This is a genomic window from Sphingopyxis sp. (genome assembly GCF_036675685.1).
Taxonomy (GTDB): Bacteria; Pseudomonadota; Alphaproteobacteria; order Sphingomonadales; family Sphingomonadaceae; genus Sphingopyxis.
In genome coordinates this window covers 200,410-219,431 of the sequence record NZ_JAKFEM010000028.1, presented here as the reverse complement: position 1 = coordinate 219,431, position 19,022 = coordinate 200,410, and the positions used below count along the sequence as shown (strand labels likewise).

At 63.3% G+C, this 19,022-nt stretch carries 20 protein-coding genes and 1 tRNA gene; 14 read left to right on the top strand and 7 right to left on the bottom strand.

Annotated features, from left to right (window positions below; all coding sequences use genetic code 11):
* The first annotated feature begins 23 nt into the window (after positions 1-23).
* Both alaS and V6M50_RS13350 read left to right on the top strand, forming a co-directional pair.
* Entirely contained in the window at positions 24-2,669 is a 2,646-nt protein-coding gene (gene alaS / locus V6M50_RS13355) for an alanine--tRNA ligase (RefSeq protein ID WP_332819058.1), read from the top strand.
* Positions 2,666-3,142 carry an SRPBCC family protein gene (locus tag V6M50_RS13350; protein ID WP_332819057.1) on the top strand — a complete coding sequence of 159 codons (477 nt, stop codon included), beginning with the start codon at positions 2,666-2,668 and terminating at the stop codon, positions 3,140-3,142. Before alaS ends, V6M50_RS13350 begins: the two co-directional genes overlap by 4 nt.
* 87 nt (positions 3,143-3,229) lie before the next feature.
* Here the strand turns inward: V6M50_RS13350 and V6M50_RS13345 are convergent, their stop codons facing one another.
* Both V6M50_RS13345 and V6M50_RS13340 read right to left on the bottom strand, forming a co-directional pair.
* Positions 3,230-3,643 carry a holin family protein gene (locus V6M50_RS13345; protein WP_332819056.1) on the bottom strand — a complete coding sequence of 138 codons (414 nt, stop codon included), beginning with the start codon at positions 3,641-3,643 and terminating at the stop codon, positions 3,230-3,232.
* Between the two features lie 61 nt (positions 3,644-3,704).
* Positions 3,705-4,274: a glycoside hydrolase family 108 protein gene (locus tag V6M50_RS13340; protein ID WP_332819055.1), complete on the bottom strand. Its 570-nt coding sequence runs from the start codon at positions 4,272-4,274 to the stop codon at positions 3,705-3,707.
* Positions 4,275-4,345: 71 nt separating this feature from the next.
* Between V6M50_RS13340 and V6M50_RS13335 the strand changes: the two genes are divergently transcribed.
* Positions 4,346-5,323 carry an NADPH:quinone oxidoreductase family protein gene (locus V6M50_RS13335; RefSeq protein ID WP_332819054.1) on the top strand — a complete coding sequence of 326 codons (978 nt, stop codon included), beginning with the start codon at positions 4,346-4,348 and terminating at the stop codon, positions 5,321-5,323.
* Here V6M50_RS13335 and V6M50_RS13330 read toward each other — a convergent pair.
* Complete coding sequence (locus V6M50_RS13330; RefSeq protein WP_332819053.1) at positions 5,320-6,093, bottom strand: TSUP family transporter; 774 nt, start codon at positions 6,091-6,093, stop codon at positions 5,320-5,322. The genes V6M50_RS13335 and V6M50_RS13330 overlap by 4 nt on opposite strands.
* 266 nt (positions 6,094-6,359) lie before the next feature.
* Between V6M50_RS13330 and V6M50_RS13325 the strand changes: the two genes are divergently transcribed.
* From V6M50_RS13325 to V6M50_RS13315, 3 genes are all read left to right on the top strand, one after another.
* Positions 6,360-7,697, top strand: a complete 1,338-nt coding sequence (locus V6M50_RS13325; RefSeq protein WP_332819052.1) for a tyrosine-type recombinase/integrase — start codon at positions 6,360-6,362, stop codon at positions 7,695-7,697.
* A 512-nt stretch (positions 7,698-8,209) separates the two neighbouring features.
* On the top strand, positions 8,210-8,431 hold the full coding sequence (locus V6M50_RS13320; RefSeq protein ID WP_332819051.1) for a helix-turn-helix domain-containing protein: 222 nt from the start codon (positions 8,210-8,212) through the stop codon (positions 8,429-8,431).
* A gap of 195 nt (positions 8,432-8,626) precedes the next feature.
* Positions 8,627-9,862: an AAA family ATPase gene (locus V6M50_RS13315; protein ID WP_332819050.1), complete on the top strand. Its 1,236-nt coding sequence runs from the start codon at positions 8,627-8,629 to the stop codon at positions 9,860-9,862.
* Positions 9,863-10,050: 188 nt separating this feature from the next.
* Here the strand turns inward: V6M50_RS13315 and V6M50_RS13310 are convergent, their stop codons facing one another.
* Together V6M50_RS13310 and V6M50_RS13305 are read right to left on the bottom strand one after the other, a co-directional pair.
* Positions 10,051-10,773 carry a hypothetical protein gene (locus V6M50_RS13310; RefSeq protein ID WP_332819049.1) on the bottom strand — a complete coding sequence of 241 codons (723 nt, stop codon included), beginning with the start codon at positions 10,771-10,773 and terminating at the stop codon, positions 10,051-10,053.
* A gap of 51 nt (positions 10,774-10,824) precedes the next feature.
* Positions 10,825-11,301: a hypothetical protein gene (locus V6M50_RS13305; RefSeq protein WP_332819048.1), complete on the bottom strand. Its 477-nt coding sequence runs from the start codon at positions 11,299-11,301 to the stop codon at positions 10,825-10,827.
* Positions 11,302-11,541: 240 nt separating this feature from the next.
* Between V6M50_RS13305 and V6M50_RS13300 the strand changes: the two genes are divergently transcribed.
* The 5 genes from V6M50_RS13300 (at position 11,542) to V6M50_RS13280 (ending at position 13,822) form a co-directional block, all read left to right on the top strand.
* Positions 11,542-12,243 carry a hypothetical protein gene (locus tag V6M50_RS13300; protein WP_332819047.1) on the top strand — a complete coding sequence of 234 codons (702 nt, stop codon included), beginning with the start codon at positions 11,542-11,544 and terminating at the stop codon, positions 12,241-12,243.
* Positions 12,244-12,272: 29 nt separating this feature from the next.
* On the top strand, positions 12,273-12,779 hold the full coding sequence (locus V6M50_RS13295; RefSeq protein ID WP_332819046.1) for a DUF5681 domain-containing protein: 507 nt from the start codon (positions 12,273-12,275) through the stop codon (positions 12,777-12,779).
* Between the two features lie 80 nt (positions 12,780-12,859).
* Complete coding sequence (locus tag V6M50_RS13290) at positions 12,860-13,276, top strand: hypothetical protein (protein ID WP_332819045.1); 417 nt, start codon at positions 12,860-12,862, stop codon at positions 13,274-13,276.
* Positions 13,266-13,586 (top strand): hypothetical protein, encoded by a 321-nt coding sequence (locus V6M50_RS13285; protein ID WP_332819044.1) that lies wholly within the window; start codon positions 13,266-13,268, stop codon positions 13,584-13,586. Before V6M50_RS13290 ends, V6M50_RS13285 begins: the two co-directional genes overlap by 11 nt.
* A 5-nt stretch (positions 13,587-13,591) precedes the next feature.
* Positions 13,592-13,822, top strand: a complete 231-nt coding sequence (locus V6M50_RS13280) for a hypothetical protein (protein WP_332819043.1) — start codon at positions 13,592-13,594, stop codon at positions 13,820-13,822.
* A gap of 597 nt (positions 13,823-14,419) precedes the next feature.
* Here the strand turns inward: V6M50_RS13280 and V6M50_RS13275 are convergent.
* Positions 14,420-14,496: transfer RNA gene (locus V6M50_RS13275), tRNA-Pro, on the bottom strand.
* A gap of 356 nt (positions 14,497-14,852) precedes the next feature.
* Between V6M50_RS13275 and yajC the strand changes: the two genes are divergently transcribed.
* Genes yajC through secF form a run of 3 tightly spaced genes read left to right on the top strand, consistent with a single transcriptional unit; the run spans position 14,853 to position 17,781 of the window.
* Positions 14,853-15,119: a preprotein translocase subunit YajC gene (gene yajC / locus V6M50_RS13270; RefSeq protein ID WP_443030514.1), complete on the top strand. Its 267-nt coding sequence runs from the start codon at positions 14,853-14,855 to the stop codon at positions 15,117-15,119.
* A gap of 55 nt (positions 15,120-15,174) precedes the next feature.
* Positions 15,175-16,788, top strand: coding sequence for a protein translocase subunit SecD (gene secD / locus V6M50_RS13265; protein ID WP_332819041.1), 1,614 nt, complete (start codon positions 15,175-15,177; stop codon positions 16,786-16,788).
* A 12-nt stretch (positions 16,789-16,800) separates the two neighbouring features.
* Positions 16,801-17,781 (top strand): protein translocase subunit SecF, encoded by a 981-nt coding sequence (secF, locus tag V6M50_RS13260; protein ID WP_332819040.1) that lies wholly within the window; start codon positions 16,801-16,803, stop codon positions 17,779-17,781.
* On the opposite strand, the gene V6M50_RS13255 is transcribed toward secF, so the two are convergent.
* Positions 17,778-18,947 carry a glycosyltransferase gene (locus tag V6M50_RS13255; protein WP_332819039.1) on the bottom strand — a complete coding sequence of 390 codons (1,170 nt, stop codon included), beginning with the start codon at positions 18,945-18,947 and terminating at the stop codon, positions 17,778-17,780. The genes secF and V6M50_RS13255 overlap by 4 nt on opposite strands.
* Positions 18,948-19,022: the final 75 nt, after the last annotated feature.

Below are 19,022 nucleotides of genomic sequence, written 5' to 3'. Positions count from 1 at the left end.
CGCAAAATCCCTAATTCGCGCGCATGACATCGACCAATGACATTCGCCGCTCGTTCCTCGACTATTTCGCGGGGACCGGCCACCATATCGAACCGTCGGCGCCGCTGGTGCCGTACAACGATCCGACGTTGATGTTCGTCAACGCCGGCATGGTGCCGTTCAAGAATGTCTTCACCGGGCTGGAGAAGCGCCCGTACAGCACCGCGGCCTCGTCGCAGAAATGCGTCCGCGCGGGCGGCAAGCATAACGACCTCGACAATGTTGGCTTCACCGCGCGCCACCATACCTTCTTTGAAATGCTGGGGAATTTCTCTTTCGGCGATTATTTCAAGGAACAGGCGATCCACCATGCGTGGACGCTGGTCACCAAGACTTGGGGCCTCGCGCCCGAGAAGCTGACGGTCACCGTCTATCACACCGACGACGAGGCGTTCGGCCTGTGGAAGAAGATCGCCGGCCTGCCCGAAGAGCGGATCATCCGCATCGCGACGAGCGACAATTTCTGGTCGATGGGCGACACCGGGCCGTGCGGTCCGTGCAGCGAAATCTTCTATGACCATGGCGACCATATCTGGGGCGGGCCGCCGGGATCTCCCGAGGAAGACGGCGACCGCTTCGTCGAAATATGGAACCTGGTGTTCATGCAGTACGACCAGCGCGGCCCCGGCGACCGCGTCGACCTACCGCGGCCGAGCATCGACACCGGCATGGGGCTGGAGCGTGTCGCGGCGGTGCTGCAGGGCGTTCACGACAATTACGACACCGATACCTTCAAGGCGCTGATCGCCGCATCGGTCGACCTGACTGGGGTTCCGGCCGAGGGCGCGACGCAGGCAAGCCACCGGGTGATCGCCGATCACCTTCGCGCATCGAGCTTCCTTGTCGCCGATGGCGTGCTGCCGTCGAACGAAGGCCGCGGTTATGTGCTGCGCCGGATCATGCGCCGCGCGATGCGCCATGCGCATCTGCTCGGCGCAAAGGATCCGCTGATGTACCGGCTGCTGTCGTCGCTGACCGCCGAGATGGGTGCCGCCTATCCCGAGCTGATCCGCGCGCAGCCGCTGATCGCCGAGACGCTCGAGCGCGAGGAGACGAAGTTCCGCCAGACGCTCGACAAGGGGCTGCGGCTGCTCGACGAGGCGACGGTCGGGATGAGCGCGGGCGCGACGCTGCCCGGCGATGTCGCGTTCAAGCTCTACGACACTTTCGGCTTTCCCTACGACCTGACCGAGGATGCGCTGCGTACGCAGGACATCGCGGTCGACCGCGCCGGTTTCGACGCGGCGATGGCGCAGCAGAAAGCGGCGGCGCGCGCGGCGTGGAAGGGCAGCGGGCAGAAGGCGTCGGAGGAAATCTGGTTCGACCTGGCCGAAGCCAATGGCAGCACCGAATTCACCGGCTATGGCGCGACCGCGGGCGAGGGCACCATCATCGCGCTGGTCAAGGACGGCGTGCCGGTCGACGAGGCGAAGGCCGGCGACGAGCTGGTCGTGCTGACCAACCAGACGCCTTTTTACGGCGAGAGCGGCGGCCAGATGGGCGACGCGGGCACGCTCGCGACGCTGGAAGGCGCAAAGGCGTCGGTCAGCGACACGAGCAAGCCGCTCGGGCGGCTGCATGCGCATCAGGCGAAGCTGGAGACCGGCACGTTGAAGGTCGGCGATACGGTCCAGTTGACGGTCGACGCCGCGCGGCGCGATCGCATTCGCGCCAATCACAGCGCGACGCACCTTGTGCACGCGGCGCTGCGCAATCGGCTGGGCGGGCATGTGACGCAGAAGGGCAGCCTGGTCGCCGAGGACCGTTTCCGCTTCGACTTCTCGCACCCCAAGGCGTTGAGCGCCGAGGAAATCGCCGACGTCGAATCGCAAGTGAACGCGCAGATCCGTGGCAATGAAGCGGTGACGACGCGGCTGATGACCCCCGACGATGCCGTCGCGGCGGGCGCACTCGCGCTGTTCGGCGAGAAATATGGCGACGAGGTGCGCGTGCTCAGCATGGGTGCGGCGGACGATCATAGCTATTCGGTGGAGCTTTGCGGCGGAACGCATGTGCGGGCGCTGGGTGACATCGCCCTGTTCAAGATCATCAGCGAGAGCGCCGTGTCCTCGGGCGTGCGGCGTATCGAAGCGCTGACCGGCGATGCCGCGCGCCTGTGGCTGAATAGCCGCGACGAGGCGCTGAAGGCGGCGGCGGCGGCGCTCAAGACCTCGCCCGACGATGTGCCGGCGCGCGTCGCGCAGCTGGCCGAAGCGCTGAAGAAGGCCGAGCGCGAGCTGGCCGATGCGAAGAAGGCACTCGCGATGGGCGGTGGTGGCGGCGCGGCGGCTGGGCCGGCGGTCGAACAGGTCGGCGATACCGCGTTCCTTGCGCAGGTGGTCGATGGGCTCGACCCCAAGGATCTGCGCGGCACGGTCGACGGGCTGAAGAAGCAGGTCGGCAGCGGCGTTGCCATGCTCGTTGCGGTCAACGACGGACGCGCTTCGGTCGCGGTCGGGGTGACCGACGACAAGACCGGCAGCCTCAGCGCGGTCGACCTGGTCAAGGCGGCGGTCGCGGCGCTCGGCGGTCAGGGCGGCGGTGGGCGGCCCGACATGGCGCAGGGCGGCGGTCCCGATGGCGGCGCGGCCGATGCCGCGGTCGCCGCGGTTAAAGCCGCGCTCGCTTGAAACCGACCAAGAAGACACGGCGCATCGATCACGCCGAACGGCTGATCGCCGCGCCGCTCGTCGATGTCTTCGCGGCCTTCTCGAGCGCGGCGAAGCTTGCGCGATGGTTGCCGCCCGAGGGCGCGACGGGGACGTTCGAGCATGTCGACCTGCGCGCGGGCGGCGGCTTTTTGATGCGGCTGACCTTCGACGACGCCGATGTCGAGACCAAGAGCGATGACGATAGCGATGTCGTGGAAGTCTATATTCCGACGCTCGACGACGGGCGGCTGGTGGTGTGGCAGGTCGAATTTGTATCCGATGACCCGCGCTTTTCGGGGACGATGGAGATGCACTGGTATCTGTCGCGGCAGAGCGGCGGCACGCTGGTCGCGATCGACGCGCATCATGTGCCGCCGGGGATTTCGGCGAAGGATCATGTCGAGGGGTTGAATAGTTCGCTCGCGAATTTGGCGCGAGTGGTGGAGGAATAGTCGTCGTCCCTGCGAAGGCGGGGACCGCTGTCGGCCTTGCGCCACATCTCCAGCGGTCCCCGCCTTCGCGGGGACGACGTTTTTTTGCTAGCCCTCCACGCCCTTTGCTTTCCCCCATGCCCGTGCGGCGGTGTACCCCAGATAACCCGTCCCGAAGAGCGCGTAGAGCGACTCCGGAATGCCCGCGAGATAGGCATTCATGCCTTCGGCAATGCCTTTGGCCATCTCGGGCCGCGCCGCGGCGATGAGGCCCATCGGGATCGCCCAGAGCAAGAGCGCATACATGACGTAGAGAAAGCTCGGCCGTGCGCGGCTGGTCCACGGGTCGGTGCTGCTCGCCTCGGCGACGATTGCGGTCATTCGGGTGCGGATCGCTTCCATTTCCTGGCTGCCCTCCATTTTGAGGAGTTCGAGCTTGGCGCGGTCGCGCGCTTCGGGGTCGGGGATGATCTTGTCGATCAGCTTGGCGATGGGGCCGATCAGGCCTTCGATGATGCTCATGGCAATGCTCCTAAAGGTTCAAAGTTCAGGGAAGTTCAGCCCAATGGCGCGCGGTGAGGCATCAGCCGTCGCCGATGCGGCCCGCGAGCCAGCCGTAAAGGAAGGCCTCCTGGCTCGGGCGGCGTTCGGCGAGCGCGATGTAGCGTTCGCCCTGCAGCGCCTCCATTGCGCGCAGGAGGACGGTCTCGCCGCCGCTGCCGCGAGCTTTCAGGAAACCGTCGAGCGCCGACAGGGTGCGCGCCCCGATCTCGCGGTCGACCCCGATATCAGGATAATCGCGCGCGGCGCGGTTGAGCGCGTTGAGCGCGCGCTGGAGGAAGCCCGCCGCGGTTCCGGTGCCCATGTTGACGCCGGTATCGAAGAGTTCGCCGGCGATCTTCGGGGCACGCAGCGCGACCTTGTCGAAACCGGGGCGCAGCCAATAGAGGCGGCGATAGATCGATGCGGCTTCGCTCCGTGGCAGCTCGCGCATCGCCCCGTCATAGCCCTGCGCGCGCGCGACCGCTTCGGTGATCCCCCAGCAGGTCGGGCCGCCGCGGTCGGCGGGGTGGTTTACATATCGGCCTTCGCGGTCGATGACGGCATCGATCAGCGCGTCGGCATCGCAGGCCGATGGGTCGGGTCGTGGCATGATTCGCTCCTGTGGTTTGTTGAACGGGTAAAACGAACCATATTGGAATATTGTAGGAAAGGGTTTTCGCCATGCGGGCGTTGCAGGTGCGCGAATTGCTGCCCGATCATCGCGGTGCGGCGCTAGCCGATCTGCCGGTCCCCGAACCGGGACCGGGCGAGGTTCGGGTGCGCGTGCGCGCGGCTTCGGTAAACTTCCCCGATCTGTTGATGACGCGCGGCGATTATCAGTTGAAGCCCGAGCTGCCGTTCGTATCGGGGCTGGAATTTGCAGGTGAGGTCGATGCACTGGGCGAGGGAGTTACGGGCTGGCAGGTTGGCGATGCGGTGGCCGGCGGCAACCGCTTCGGCGCGATGGCCGAATATTGCGCCGTTCCGGCAACGTCGTTGCGCGCGAAGCCCGAGCGGCTGAGCTGGGAAGAGGCGGCCGCCTATCCCGTCGCCTATCTCACCGCCTATGTCGCGCTGGTGCGCTGCGCGCGGATCGAGCCGGGCGAATGGGTGCTGGTGCATGGCGCGGCTGGTGGGGTCGGGCTGGCGGCGATCGATCTCGCCAAGGCGCTCGGCGCGCGGGTGATCGCGGTTGCGAGCAGCGCCGGCAAACGCGATGCGATCGCGCGGCTTTATGCGCCCGACGCGGTGATCGACGGTGCGCCGGGGTTTCGGGAGGCGGTGAAGGAATTGACGCGCGGCGCGGGCGCCGACGTGATCTTCGATCCGGTCGGCGGCGATCTATTCGACGAATCGACGCGTTGCATTGCCTTCGGCGGCCGCCTGCTGGTGGTGGGCTTTGCGTCGGGGCGCATTCCTGAGATTTCGGCCAACATGCCACTGATCAAGGGTTTCTCGGTCGTCGGCGTGCGCGCGGGCGAATATGGCCGGCGCTTTCCGGCGCGCGGCGTGGAGAATGTCGCAGCGGTCGACACGCTGGTGGCGGAAGGAAAGATCCGTCCACATGTCCATGCGACGCTGGACCTCGCCGACTGGCGCCAAGGTTTTGCGATGCTCGAACGGCGCGAGGTGGTCGGGAAGGTCGTGCTGCGGCCCTAGAACAGGTCCCACAGCGGATTGGCGGGATCGGCGAGCAGTTTTGCGGTCAGTGCAAAGGACATGATGACGAGCAGCGGCCGCACGCCGCGCCCGCCGAAGCGGATCGCAAGCTGTGCGCCGAGCTGATTGCCCGCGACGTTGGCGACCGCCATCGACAGGCCGAGAAGCCACAGGACATGGCCGCCGACCATCATGGCAAGAAGGCCGGCGATATTGGTCGCGAGGTTCAGGAACTTTGTGTTGCCGATCGCCCGGACGAGCCCGAGCCCGCCGAGTGCGACGAGCGTCAGCGTGAGGAAGGACCCGGCGCCGGGGCCGAAGAAGCCATCGTAGAAACCGAGCGCCGAAACGATCAGCGTCAGGCCGAGCGGACCGACTCGCGCGTGGCGATCGACGCTGCTCATCGGCGGCGCGAGCAGGAAATAGAGCCCCATCGCGATCAGCAGCATCGGGACGAAGGCGGCGAGGAAATCCGAGCGGACATATTGTACCGCGGTTGCGCCCAACACCGATCCGCCAAAGGCGCCGGCTGCCGGCAGCGCGAAGCGGCGGAGGTCTACATGGCCGCCCCGCCAGAAGGCCAGGAACGCCGATGCGGTTCCGATCGAGCTTTGCAGCTTGTTGGTCGCAAGCGCCGATACCGGCGGCACGCCTGCGGCCATCAGCGCCGGGATCGTCAGGAGCCCGCCGCCGCCGGCCATGGCATCGATCGTTCCAGCAAGAAAAGCGACGGCGATCAGGAAGGCGAAGACTTCGGCGGTAAATTCCATGCCCGCGCCCGTAAGCGCGATTCGGCTGGCTGGCTAGCGCCGGCGACGTGGGCTGTCAGATTTTCTGTAAAATTGGTCGGGACGAGAGGATTCGAACCTCCGACCCCCACACCCCCAGTGTTCAGGAGCCTTACTTTACGTGGCTTTGCGTCGCTTGGTACCTCTTTATAATTGTGCAAAAACAATACTTTGAATGTCCTTGCAGGCTGTATGGTGATTGCCGTAACTTTACGCGCATTGCTTATGACATGCTTACGAGGCTTCTTATGACCACAACTCCGAAGCGCGCCAAGTTCACAAAGGGATACGTGGACAAGGTGCGTCCCGCTGCCAAAGATGACTTTCACTGGGATACCGATGTGAAAGGGTTCGGGCTTCGTATCACGCCGAAGGGTAAGATCACTTTCGTCGTGCAGGGGCGCGTCGAGGGTAGCGCCAAGGAGGCGCGCATCACCATTGGTGCCTACGGGGTCTTTACCGTGGACCAAGCGCGGGACGTGGCGCGCGAACACCTGCGCACCATGCGCATGGGTGGCGACCCCCGCGCCATCAAGAAACAGGACGAGGCGATGAAAATTACGCTCCGCGAAGTGGCGGATGCTTACTTTGACCGTCCCGGTCAGCCACTGCGCGAGAGCACCAAGGCGGAAATGAACCGGCACATCGACAAGGTGTTCGCAAAGTGGGCAGACAAGCCCATCGCGTCCATTACGATTGAGGATTGCCGCCAGCGCCACCGGGAAATGTGCGAAAGCGGTATCGACGGTCGCCCAGCACCTGGGCAGGCGCAAATCTCGCTAGTCACATTGAGAACGCTCATTAATTTTGCCAACCGCCGCTACCCCCGTGCAGACGGATCGCCGCTCATCCCAGTGAACCCGGTCAAAGCGATGGCGCAGGACGATTGGAAAACCTTTGAGCCGCGCACGCGACACATCGACCTGAACCATGTCGGACAGGCGTGGTATGCGCTGGATGAAATGCGGCTGGCACCGAAGAACACCGATGCCCTTGCCGCTATCGACCTCGTGCGCTTCCTCATGCTGACGGGTGCCCGCCGCACCGAAGCCGCTGCCCTGACGTGGGATCGCGTTCACCTGTATGAAGATGTTTCCAAATGCTGGTGGCATCTGCGTGCCGAGGACAACAAGACTGGCAATGAGGTGCAGCTCCCCCTGTCATCGCAAGCGGTGGCGCTGCTCAAGCAACGCCGGAGGCTAGCCGATGAGGCGAAGAAGTTAGGCAAGCCCGTCAGCAAGTTCGTGTTTCCGTCACGCGCAAAGGCAGGGCACGTCTCTGACACCCGCGCACCGTTTGAGCGGCTGCAAAAGGCGCTCGGCATGGATGGTCTGTCCGCGCACGACATGAGGCGCACATACGTCACAGTGGGCTTTTCCGCTTGCGACATCGAAATGTTCAAGTTGGAGCTGCTGACGAACCACGTTCCCGAGGGCGTCACGGCCCGCCACTACCTCGAAACCTCCGACCTCCGGCGGCATCATCCTGCAACACAGCGTATTGGCGACTATATCGAGCGCGAGGCATTGCTGGCACGGGCGAAGGCGACCGGTGGCAACGTGGTAGCGCTGCCCCAGCGCGCGTGATGCGCTGTGTTTCGCGGCTGCGCCGGGGTAGCAGGGGCGGCACCAGCGCGCCGCCGGGTAAGTGGCGGCAGCACGGCGATCGCCCCTGTGCAGGCCCCGTAGCGAAGGTCGGCCCCGCCAGCCAAAATCCCACCGTTCGGGCAAAATCGGTCGAGAGGGCCGACCATCTGCGCCACCCCCTCCCTCGGTTTTGAAGATCAAAAATTCGGCTGGATTTGCCTATCCCGGTTCGGGACAGCGCACCGCAAAATGCCGCTTGCATGACCTAAAGCGAGCCGCGTAAAACACCCCTTGTCCCCGCTATGTGGGGTCCGTGCCACATGGGGCGCGCCCACGAGGAAGAAGCCAGTAAACGCAGCCGGTATGCGGGGAAGGTCGAGACGCCTTTCTTAGTCCCCCGGACACTCTGCCAGAGGGAGTTCCTTTGGCGCTGGTGACCACAGCTTAATTTCCTGCCGACGCTCACGGAGCGCGCAGGCGCTGTTGGAGTCGCCGCTATGGCATCAGTGGATTTGGACGACCTGCTCAGCAACGAGCAGACTGCCGCAATTCTCGGCGTGAAGCCGAACACCCTCGAAATCTGGCGCTGCAAAGGCAAGGGACCTGCGTTCCTGAAGCTGGGCGAGCATCCCTCTTCGCCCATCCGCTATCAGCGGTCCCGCGTCATGGCATGGCTTGAGCAGCGCACGTTCGCCAGCACCAGCGCCTACACCGCCGCAGCCCGGACAGCATGACCGTCACGAATAGCGGCAGGGCGCTACCCCTGCCGCCGAAAGGTATCAACGTGAACAGCCGCAATTTACAGGGCCTCGCCGTAGGTCCGCAACCCCGGCGCATTTCCGGTAAAAATGCACCTCGGTCCAAAAAAGGCCCGATGGATTGGGGCGCGTCCGAAATCCCCCATTACCCCCACCGGCGGGAGGCGCGTCATGGCCGATCCTGATCTCGCCAAGCATGGGTTCTTTTGGCCTGACATGCCATCGGATCACGCGGACCACACCGAGCGCACCCAAGAGGGAGCTATCGTCAAGGTGGCTACTGCATTCTTTGAGGAGATGGAGCGCCGCTCTGAAAAGGTGAACCCGCTTAAGCTGGACGGTCCTATTTCGCGTGACGAATGGCACAGCGCCAAGGGTAGGAAGCGCCCAATCGTTGACCAGTGGTTTTATGTCGATGTGGGCGTCTTCATCGCTCCCGGCGGCACAGGCAAGACCACGCTGCTCTTGTTTCAAGCCATCTGCATTGTGCTGGGGTTGGACCTTTTCGGTTACGAAGTTCGCAACGCCGGTCCAGTCGTCATCCTGACAGCAGAGGACAGCCGCGAAACGCTGGTCGCCCGCCTGCGCTACATGTGCCACCAGCTTGGATTGACCGACGAGCAGGTGCAGGAGGTGCGCGAGAGCGTCATCATCACAGACGTCTCGGGCAAGGGAATCAAGCTGACCACGGTTGAGAAGGACGTGGTGATGCCTAGCAAGGTGCTGGACAGGCTGATCGTTGAGGTAGGGTTGCTCTGCCCGTCGCTGCTCATCGTTGACCCGATGGTGTCATTCGGGGTGGGCGAAAGCCGTATTAACGACGCCGAGCAGGCCATGATTGATGCGGCGCGGCGGATTGTGAACACCGTGCAATGCGCCGTCCTCTATGTTCACCACACCGGCAAGGCCAATGCCCGTGACAAGACGACCGACCAGTATAGCGGACGCGGCGGGAGCGCGCTCGCTGACGGTGCCCGCATGGTGCATGTGTTGCAGCGCCTCGACCCTGCCGAGTGGACATCAGCGACGGGGGATACGCTTGGCCCCGATGACAGTGGTTTCGTTCTTGCGCGACCGAAGATGACATGGTGCCAGCCACAGCCGGATATCTTCATCAAGCGCAGGGGCTACGGGTTCGAGCGTATCGCCGCCGTTGACCCCACAGAAGGCGCGGGCGCGATCACGCGCCAGAATGCCGACAAGGTTGACCAGTTCTTGAGGGACGAGTTCGTGAAGGGTAACAAGCATACCGGCAGAACGTTGCAGGCACTGAAAATGATGCCGCGTCAGTCGATGCGCGATGCCGTCGAACGGCTGATGACGGACGGGCGGCTCGTCAGTGAGGCGGTGACCACAGGCAGGGGTGGCGCACGGACGTTCCTGCGTCCCATCGACCGACCGAACTAGTTTGGTGTTTTGGTGCGCTGTTGGTGCGCTTTGATGCGCGGTGCGCACCAAGGGGGCAGGGGTGCGCAGCAGCGCGTTAGCTGCGCTGCAAGCTATACCCCTTAGGGGCAGCGCACCACCAAAGGGGTAATTCTGTTCGGTTTGTGGTCAGTGCAAAATTGGTTTTGGTGCGCTGCCTGTCGGTGTGGTTATTTCGTTACGAGCAGGCCAGATTTCTCTACATGCGCCTGCCCAGTTGGCAGAATTTGAACGATGGCCGCTTTTTCGTCAAAGTGGACGAGCGCCTTTTTATGGAGGTCCTTGAGCACTTTGCGTTTGAAATCAGTTCCGTTCTTATATTCGACCCAAGCTTGTAGCTGAGCTACAGTGACCGGCTTCGCCTCGGCGTAAAGAAGAATGAGCACCTTCTGACCAGACGTTTTGGCCGGTTCAAGCACTCGGCGGATATCGCCGCTGGACCACACCATATGAAAGGTCCGAGCGGTAACCGCTTCAACAATGGCGTGCGAGTCTGCGAGGGGGAGCTGTGAATAGTTGCGGACGAGCTCGCCCATCACCCACTTCATACCGCGTAGGAAAAGCTCCGCGTCCATGTGGTTAGGACTAACATCGGCAGAGACATGCCCAATTGCCCTATTATTGCGAAGTTCATATAGCGCCGCCAGCAGCTTAGGCACCTGCATACACAGCGAACGGCCTTTCGTGCCATTGTGCTGTTCGAGCTTCTGGCACGCTTGTGGGAAATTGCTGGGCTTAGATGGCGACGACTCATAAGTTCCCGTCGCGTGACCCGCGCATACGCAATATGCTATCTCGCAGAACTTGCCCGCTTTGAGGCCAACCTTCTCCCAATCTGCAGCGCGGTATTCGTCGAGGGCTTGCTCAAACTCTTCAATGAGGGGATCTCGCAATCCAGACGGGATTGCATTGAGCGCGGCGCTGAGACTTGGAAGGCTCAAAGCTTACCCACGATCCCAGAAATACTGCCAAGGTCCCTTGCCATCTTTTGTCCGCTGGAGAGTTCCCTTGTTGAACATGGCGCTTGTAGCGGCGCCAACTTGATTAAGATTGTGCGTCCAACCTTTGGTCTTGAGTGCCGACACGATGTCGGCCGGAGACCGATGTTCTTTGAAGAACCCTTCGTCCTTTAACACTTGAATTCGAGAAGGGCATGATTGGCCCGCGGGTGGCTGCTTAACCGCCTTTCGGGCGCGCTTCTTTGGAGCTGCCTCTGACACATCGGATGCAGATTCATTGGGAGCTTCGCTCGCTGGCTCAGCGCTCGTGTCAATGCTGGCTCCGCCTTGGGGGCGGCTCCCAAACCCGGCTTCCTCAATTAGAGGAAAAAGCTTGCCAAGCAGCCCCTCAACGAAATCCTTCTCACCTTCAATTTCGACCACGCCAGCAGGCGCATCGATGTGAACTCGGTTTGTCATCATACCCCCTTTGCTTAAACTACATATTTGCTCGAATTTTGCGTGCGATCAAGGGTTCTTTATTTGTTCCGAAATGGCGAAGGTTCAGCCCAAATCGTCGGCGCGCACATACCCTATGTTCAGTTCGCGGGCATCTGAACGGACCTAAGTTATTGAAATAACAAAATAATCGCTTGCAGGAATTAAAGCGGCTTCGTTACGCATAAGCCTACCGTAACTTATCAGCCGAAAGTGTAGTTCGATATGGCCGATGAAATTGACACCCGCGTCACCCCGTCTTTTCATCCTGAGACGGTGCAGGCAATAGCGGAATACGATGACGACACTTCAAGTATTCTTGCCGGGACCGTTTCCGCGTTCACCGAGGCGTATATCGCAGTCGGGCGGGTCCATGACGCCCGTGAGGCGGGCAAAACGAACCCGGCATGGAACGAAGCGGCGGCGCTCATTCACACGGCGGATTTTGCTGACAAGCTGACCCTACAGCTAGCCAAGCGGTTCGACATCGCCACCGCTGGTCTGACCCGCGTGATTGAGGGGCTTGAGAGCGAATTGTCCCAGCCCATCGAGGGGCAGGGCGTTGGCGCGATGGCTGGTGAGATTCGGGCGTTCGTGCGCGGCATGAGCGATGGCGAGCGCATGGGGTTCATCCGAAAGGCGATTGAGGCTGGCGACAACCGAACGGTGGGCGCGTGCCTTGGCGGTCCTGCCTACCTGTCCGGTCTGACCCCGGAAATGCAAACGGCGCTTCTCCGCGTGCATCACGAGAAGGCGAACCCTCGCGCTGCCAAGCAATTGCGAGCGGCGAAGGCGGGTCTTGAACTGCTCGGTGAGCGCGGCGGCCTCGTCTTTGGCGAGATGGAGAAGGCGGTCGGGGCGAAGCAAGCAAAAGTGCAGAAACTTCGCGCAGCAAAGGCGGCGGCTGAAAAGTCGTTCGTCGTCTGATCCTTGTTCTAAACAATCCGAGGCATCCGATGACCGAACAGATTGCACCGCCTTGGGGAACGGACTGGAAGCCCACCCCGCCACCTATCTCGTCCGAACCGCGAGGACCGGGCAACCCCGCATGGCGGGATGCTGATGGCAACGGGGTGAGCGGCAACCCTCGCGGACGACCGCCAGGGCGACCGGATCGGCGTTTGCTGGCCACACAGCAGATGCTCGATGAGATGCGGAACATCGTCGCGGTGCTGGTGGGCAAGGCGCTTGAAGGCGATACGAACGCTTGTGCGATTGTGATGCAGAAGGTGCTGCCCTCGGTGAAGGCGCAGGCTGAAAAGGTGCAGTTCGACCTCGATACCAGCGCGCCGATTAGCGAACAGGTGAGCGCCGTCCTTGACGGTGTAGCACAGGGGCAGCTTGCGCCAGATGTGGCGCGGCTCATCATCGACAGCATCAAGTCGCTGGCGGACGTTCGGGCGACCGAGGAGCTTGAGGCGAGGATCGCCGCCCTTGAGGAGGCCCGCGATGCCCGAGCGTAAAATGGAATTATTTGCACATTTTTTGCGAACGGGCCGGATGCGACCGGCAGCACTGAAAATCCACTCCTAGGGGCACCGGCATGACGATCATCAACACCGAACGGAACCGCGTCCACGCCCATGCCATTGGTGACGACGATGTGTTCGTGCGCATCTCGCTCTTGGGGTATGACGAAGCGGGCGTGCGGGTGGTGCGCCATCTGCGCTACGAACCCATCACCGAATATCAGGCAGCGGTGGATTGGGCTGTCAGCATGGCGGACGTTATGGCGCATCCCATCCATGTCGTTCCGCTCAACGGCGATGACATGCGCGAGCCAAGCCGCTTCCTGCCCATCTGTGAAGCGGTCGCCCGCATGACCGATCAGGAGCGCGGCGAGATGCGGCGGGGCATCGTGCAGAGCATGTGCGAGGTGATGCGCGATTGCGATGACTGGCGGGTTCGCGCCGACGCCTACGACATTCTGCGCCAATTGAAGGTGACATATGAAAGCTGACATTTCGCTGGCGGAGCGCCGCCGTATTGAACGGGAGCAGTGGGCGGAGATTCGTGCCATGCTGGCACCGCGTCACTTCGCTGCCATGCAGGAGCAAATGGCAATCGACGCGGCATTGGCGCGGTTGGAGCGCGAAGCCCTCATTGAAGCCGCGCCTGCAATCTATGCCGCGATGGGGCGCACGGCGGTTCCCGTGCCTGCACCTGTGGTCATGCCTGCACCTGAACCCGTCGCGCCGGAGCCGGTAGCGGTTCGTCCCGGTGCGCCGGACATGCCCTTTGACCTTCGCTACCATCTCGGACTGCGATAACCACAATGGCAGGCATCCGCGCCCTTCAACGCCGCATCAAGCGGATAGAGGAAGCGGAGAAGCCGAGACCGTCCCCGTTCGTGCTTCTGTTCGGGTCGTTTGACGCATGGGTTGAGCACGAGGTGCTCCCCGGCATTCAAAGCGGGGCGCTGGATCAGCGGGACATGGTGGCGGTCGTTGCTGCCCTGCGAGCATGGGAGCGCGACGGGACATGGAGCGGCGCATATGCACGCTGACGGTGAACCCGCGTGGCTGGTAGCATGGCGCGAGCGCGACCATCAGCCGCAAGCGGCCAAGCCTGAGCGCCCGCCGGTAACATACGCTCCGCGTGATACTTTCAGCTTTCCGGCAAAGTCGGGCGTTGATTGGCAGGGCATGATTGTCCCGAAGCGATGGGAGTATGACGGATGCGTGCGCCGGGAGCCGGTGCTCGACGCTGATGCCAACCCGCCGCGTGTGGTCAGGAAAGTAGGCTGGCAGCGGTGCTTGAAGTGCCGTCGCCCATTTTTCTCAGAGGACGTGCTTCGCCTGCGACTGTGCGATGGCGGACAAGGATGCAGAGAGGACGAGGACAGGTTCAGTTAGCGCGGGGGTTCATCTTGCTCGCCGCGCCGGGGTCAAGGCCACCGACCCCCGCCATAAACATCGGGGCCAGCAGCGGGGACGGGTTCTTCTCCCGCTTGACGCTGCCAGCACCCTGCGCCTTCGGGCGTGGGGTGCTGCTATGAGTGCGGCGATTCAGCGTGGCAGCTTATGGTCTGCTTATGTGTGGAGCGCTTACAGAAACGGGCAGCTTTTGCTGCCCGTTAAGTGCTTGTAAAATCTGGTAATTTTGGTCGGGACGAGAGGATTCGAACCTCCGACCCCCACACCCCCAGTGTGATGCGCTACCAGGCTGCGCTACGTCCCGACCGGCCCCCGTAAGGGCAGGCGAGGCCCCTAGCGCGGGTTGGCGAGCGATGCAAGGCTCTCCTGAGCAAAGTCGAAGGGCGGGGATGGCCCAACCATTGCGCTTTAGACGCGCCGATCGACGCAGCGCCCTTGACCTCGGCGCCATCCACCCCATTTCGGCGGCGCTTGCCAAGGGGGAGGGGCGCAGCGACCGGTTGCGCGCAAGGCCCCTGCGTGATAGGCGCCGCGCCATATTTGCGTGCCGGTTCCGTGGGGAACGGGCAATGCTGCAAACAGAAAGTCTTTTCACCCATGTCGATGCAATTGCTTCTGACCCAGGCGGCCGGATCGGGCGGCGGCACCGCCGGTTTCCTGATGCTGGTCCCCTATCTGCTCATCTTCGTTGTTTTCTGGTTCTTCCTGATCCGCCCGCAGCAGGTGCGCGCGAAGGAACATCGCGCCAAGATCGCGGCGGTGAAGCCGCGCGACCAGGTCGTGACCGGTGGCGGGATCGTCGGCAAGGTGACGCGCGTCGACGATGATTATGCCGACGTCGAGATCGCGCAGGGTGTGAAGATCAAGGTCGTCAAGGCGACCCTGGCCGACGTCCTGCAGCCCGGCGGCAAGCCCGCCAACGACTGACGCGGTGGGGCCCGCGCCCGCCGCGGCCCCGCTCTTGCTATCGGATCTTTAGACCATGCTCGATTTCCCGCGCTGGAAGACCATCGGCATCAGCATCATCCTGCTGTTCGGTATCCTCTTCTCCATCCCCAGCTTCCTGCCTGAAAAGACGGTGGAGAGCCTGCCGTCCTTCCTGCAGGCAAAGGTCAACCTGGGCCTCGACCTTGCCGGTGGTAGCCACCTCTTGCTCGAGGCCGACATCGCCGACCTTCGCAAGACCCAGCTGACCAACATGGAAAAGACCGTGCGCACCGCGCTGCGCGGCGAGCGTGGTCCCGACGACGACATCGCGATCGGCGAACTGTCGACCGCGGGTGGCAAGATCAGTTTTCTCGTCCGCGACCAGACGCAGCTCGACGCAGCGCGCGAGCGGCTGTTCAGCGAGACGCGCGGCGCGCAGATGACCGGCCAGCGCGACTGGAGCATCGATGTCGTCGACACCACGCGCATCGTGATGACGCCGACCAGCGCCGGCCAGGCGCAGGCCGTCGCCAACGCGATGGATACCGCGCGCGACATCATCGACAAGCGCGTCAACGCGCTCGGTACGCGCGAACCGACGATCATCCGCCAGGGCAACGACCGCGTCGTCGTGCAGGTCCCGGGTTTGCAGGACCCGACCGCGCTGAAGGAGCTGATCGGCAAGACCGCACGGCTCGAATTCCGCATGGTCGACACCAATGCCGACCCGGCCGAAGCCGCCGCCGGCCGTGTCCCCGTGGGCAGCGAAATCGTCCCCTATGCCGAGGGCGAGGGCAATGGCGCGAGCTTCGAAGTGCTCCGCCGCCAGGTCATGATCAGCGGCGAACAGCTGATCAACGCCCAGCAAAGCTATGATCCGCAAAACAACCAGCCGGTCGTTTCGATCCGCTTCGACTCGGGCGGGTCGAGCACCTTTGCCAAGGTGACCGCGCAGAGCGTGGGCAAGCGCTTCGCGATGGTGCTCGACGGCAAGGTGCTGTCGGCGCCGTCGATCAACGAACCGATCCTCGGCGGCAGTGCCCAGATTTCGGGCAGTTTCAGCGTCGCGAGCGCCAATGCGCTGGCGATTTCGCTGCGCTCCGGCGCGCTGCCGGTGAAGATGGCGGTGGTCGAGGAACGCACGGTAACTCCCGAACTGGGGGCCGATTCGATCCGCAAGGGCGCGATCGCGGGGATCATCGCCACGGTCTCGGTGCTGACGCTGATGCTCGTGGCTTATGGCCGGTTCGGCGTTTATGCCTGTATCGCGCTCGCCTTTAACGTCTTCCTGATCATCGCGACGATGGCGGCGTTCAATGCGACGCTGACGCTGCCGGGGATCGCGGGTTTCGTGCTTACCATCGGCGCGGCGGTCGACGCCAATGTGCTGATCAACGAGCGAATACGCGAGGAGTTGAAACGCGGGCGAAAGGTTTTTCAGGCCATCGAGCTCGGCTATTCGGAAGCGAGCCGCGCGATTTTCGACGCCAACGTCACCAACGTCATCGCCGCGTCGCTGATGTTCTGGTTCGGTTCGGGCCCGATCAAGGGGTTCGCCGTGGTGCTCACCATCGGCATCGTCACCAGCGTCTTCACCGCCGTCACCGTCACCCGCATGTTCGTCGCCCATTGGCTGCGCACCAAGCGCCCGACGACGATCAACATTTAAGGGAGCGAAATCATGCGCTTGCTGAAACTCGTCCCCGACGACACGAATATAGACTTTCTGAGGTGGCGTAAGCTGGCTTCGGCCATGAGCATCATTCTGGTGGTCATATCGATCGCGCTGGTGGCGGTGCGCGGGCTCAACCTGGGGGTCGATTTCGTCGGCGGCCAGTCGGTCCGGGTCGAATTTACCCAGGCCATGCCGCCGATCGACGAAATTCGCGAGAAGGTCGGCGAAATCGGCCTCGGCGAAGCGACGATCCAGCAATTCGGATCAGACAAGGCGGTGTCGATCCGCACCGCGCTGCCCGATGGCGAGAAGGCCGCGGCGGAACGCGCCGGCCAGCAACTGGTGGCCGGTATCAAAAAAGCCTTCCCGACCGCGAAGACGGGGTCGGTGGAGACGGTATCGGGCAAGGTGTCCGAAGAATTGCTGCGCACCGGGGCGATAAGCCTCGCGCTCGCGATGGCGGGCATCTCGCTTTATATCTGGATCCGCTTCGAATGGCAGTTCGGCGTCGGCGCGCTCGGCCGCCTTTTTCACGAAGTCGCGCTGACGTTCGGCTTCTTTGCGGTGACGCAGCTGCAGTTCGACCTCAACAGCGTTGCGGCCTTGCTGACCATCGTCGGCTATTCGCTCAACGATACGATCGTCGTTTACGACCGCATCCGCGAGAATCTGAAAAAATACCGCAAGATGGAAATCGTGCCGCTGCTCAACCTCAGCATCAACGAGACGCTGTCGCGCACGGTCATGACCAGCGTTGCGGTGCTGCTCGCCCTCAGCATGTTGCTGATCTTTGGTCCCGACGTGATCTTCAGCTTCACCGCGGCGATCCTGCTCGGCGTTTTTGTCGGCACCTATTCGTCGATCCTGATGTCGACGCCGATCCTGGTGTGGCTGAAGGTCGGTCCGCACAGCTTCGTGCCGCGCACCACCGCGGGCATGGACGGCGGCGAGCGTGTCGAGCGCAAGGATGACGGCGCAGTCGTTTAACGACCGGCGCAGCGGCGGAGATGGTCCGCCAACTCGCGGCCGTTTCGATCCCAATCGAAACGGCCGCCGAGGCTTTTTGATACATCGGCGGAGGACGGCGGGGCGGCGAGGATCGCGCGCACGGCCTCGGCAATCGCTTCGGGCGTACGCTCGATGATGCGCCCGGCAACGGGCGACGTCACCAGCTCGGCGGCACCGCCGGCGTCGCTGATGACGATCGGCGTGCCGCAGGCGAGCGCCTCGACCCATGCGTTGGCGAGACCTTCGCTGGCCGATGGCATGACGACGACATCGGCGGCGCGATAAAGCTGCGGCAGGTCGGCGTTGGCGATCGGCCCCATGAAATGGACGCGGGTTTCGACGCCCAGACGCTGTGCCTGCGCGTGGTAGCGGCCTTCCTCCTCACCCGCTCCGGCAAGCCAGTAATGAACGCCGGGCAGGGCGGCCAGCGCCTCGATCACCAGCGCCTGCCCTTTGCGCGCGATAAGTGCGCCGACGGTGAGGATTGCGGGATCTTCGCCCAGGTTCAGGGCGGCGCGGGCGGCGGCGCGGTTGCCGGGCGAGAAGCGCGCGGCGTCGATGCCGGTATAATGGACCGCGACCTTGGCGGGATCGATGCCGATTGCGGCCATGTCGCGGCGCATCGCTTCGGATACGGCGAGCAGGCCCGCGGCGCGGTCGGCAGCGGCGAGGAGTTGCGGTGTGGCGGCGGAATCATGGCCGAAATGGCTGATGTCGGCGCCGCGCGCCTTGGCCGAGAAGGGGAGTCCGAGGGCGGCTGCGACGCGCATCGCGGCGGGACCGTCGGGATAGAAGAATTGCGCGTCGACGATGTCGAAAATTTGTCCGCGAGTCACGGACAGCACCGCGCGCGCAATCGCCGCCGGGTTGAAACGCGCGCCAATGCGCGGGATCAGGCGAAAGCGCGGACGGTGGATCGTCAGGCCGAGCCAATCTTCCCGAAGAGGGAGTGCGCGAAGCGCGCGGTAGCGGGGGTGGAGCGAAAGGGGCCAGGGGGGCAAACCGACCGGGGCGACGATGGTCAGTTCAACCTCCGGCTGCGCGGCGAGTGCGCGCAGGCTCTTTTCGACGAACAGGCCGAAGTTCGGACGCGCGGCGTCGGGGAACAGAGTTGCGATCGACAGGACACGCAGGGGAGAAGTCATTCGCTTCCCTCGATCCGTTCGTGCTGAGCTTGTCGAAGCACTGTTCTTCCTCTTGGGAAAAGAAAAGGACGGCCC

Coding starts and splice junctions, on each gene's coding strand:
- alaS (WP_332819058.1), top strand. CDS start 24: ATGACATCGACCAATGACATTCGCCGCTCGTTCCTCGACTATTTCGCG.
- V6M50_RS13345 (WP_332819056.1), bottom strand. CDS start 3,643: ATGAGCATCATCGAAGGCCTGATCGGCCCCATCGCCAAGCTGATCGAC.
- V6M50_RS13340 (WP_332819055.1), bottom strand. CDS start 4,274: ATGCCACGACCCGACCCATCGGCCTGCGATGCCGACGCGCTGATCGAT.
- V6M50_RS13335 (WP_332819054.1), top strand. CDS start 4,346: ATGCGGGCGTTGCAGGTGCGCGAATTGCTGCCCGATCATCGCGGTGCG.
- V6M50_RS13330 (WP_332819053.1), bottom strand. CDS start 6,093: ATGGAATTTACCGCCGAAGTCTTCGCCTTCCTGATCGCCGTCGCTTTT.
- V6M50_RS13325 (WP_332819052.1), top strand. CDS start 6,360: ATGACCACAACTCCGAAGCGCGCCAAGTTCACAAAGGGATACGTGGAC.
- V6M50_RS13315 (WP_332819050.1), top strand. CDS start 8,627: ATGGCCGATCCTGATCTCGCCAAGCATGGGTTCTTTTGGCCTGACATG.
- V6M50_RS13305 (WP_332819048.1), bottom strand. CDS start 11,301: ATGATGACAAACCGAGTTCACATCGATGCGCCTGCTGGCGTGGTCGAA.
- V6M50_RS13300 (WP_332819047.1), top strand. CDS start 11,542: ATGGCCGATGAAATTGACACCCGCGTCACCCCGTCTTTTCATCCTGAG.
- V6M50_RS13295 (WP_332819046.1), top strand. CDS start 12,273: ATGACCGAACAGATTGCACCGCCTTGGGGAACGGACTGGAAGCCCACC.
- V6M50_RS13290 (WP_332819045.1), top strand. CDS start 12,860: ATGACGATCATCAACACCGAACGGAACCGCGTCCACGCCCATGCCATT.
- V6M50_RS13285 (WP_332819044.1), top strand. CDS start 13,266: ATGAAAGCTGACATTTCGCTGGCGGAGCGCCGCCGTATTGAACGGGAG.
- V6M50_RS13280 (WP_332819043.1), top strand. CDS start 13,592: ATGGCAGGCATCCGCGCCCTTCAACGCCGCATCAAGCGGATAGAGGAA.
- yajC (WP_443030514.1), top strand. CDS start 14,853: ATGCTGGTCCCCTATCTGCTCATCTTCGTTGTTTTCTGGTTCTTCCTG.
- secD (WP_332819041.1), top strand. CDS start 15,175: ATGCTCGATTTCCCGCGCTGGAAGACCATCGGCATCAGCATCATCCTG.
- secF (WP_332819040.1), top strand. CDS start 16,801: ATGCGCTTGCTGAAACTCGTCCCCGACGACACGAATATAGACTTTCTG.
- V6M50_RS13255 (WP_332819039.1), bottom strand. CDS start 18,947: ATGACTTCTCCCCTGCGTGTCCTGTCGATCGCAACTCTGTTCCCCGAC.